Raw genomic sequence first — 292 nt, 5'->3', positions numbered from 1 at the left:
GCCACTTCGACGCCTACGACCAGGCCGACCGCATCGTCGAGGCCGTCCAGGGCGGCCTGTGGGACTGCACCATGTGCGGCACCTCGATGAAGGAGACGCCCAAATCGAAGCCGCCGATACGCACGACCGATGAGGTGAGGCTATCCTGCTTGCGCATGTAGGAGCCGTAGGTGATCATGATGCCCATGGCCAGTGACAGGCTGTAGAACATCTGCCCCAACGCGCCGATCACGAGCTCCGGCGAGAACTTGCTGAAGTCCGGCGTGAGGTAGTACAGCGCGCCCTCCACGGC

1 pseudogene is annotated in these 292 nt (G+C 63.7%); it reads right to left on the bottom strand.

From position 1 onward, the window contains the following. Positions 1-85: 85 nt before the first annotated feature. Positions 86-292 (bottom strand): annotated as a pseudogene (locus tag NE591_RS15120) (sodium-dependent transporter); the annotation flags it as partial.

The organism is Adlercreutzia sp. DFI.6.23 (genome assembly GCF_024462535.1).
GTDB classification, from domain to species: domain Bacteria; phylum Actinomycetota; class Coriobacteriia; order Coriobacteriales; family Eggerthellaceae; genus Adlercreutzia; species Adlercreutzia rubneri.
Note: the sequence above shows the minus strand (reverse complement) of the source record. Positions and strands in the feature narration are given on the sequence as shown.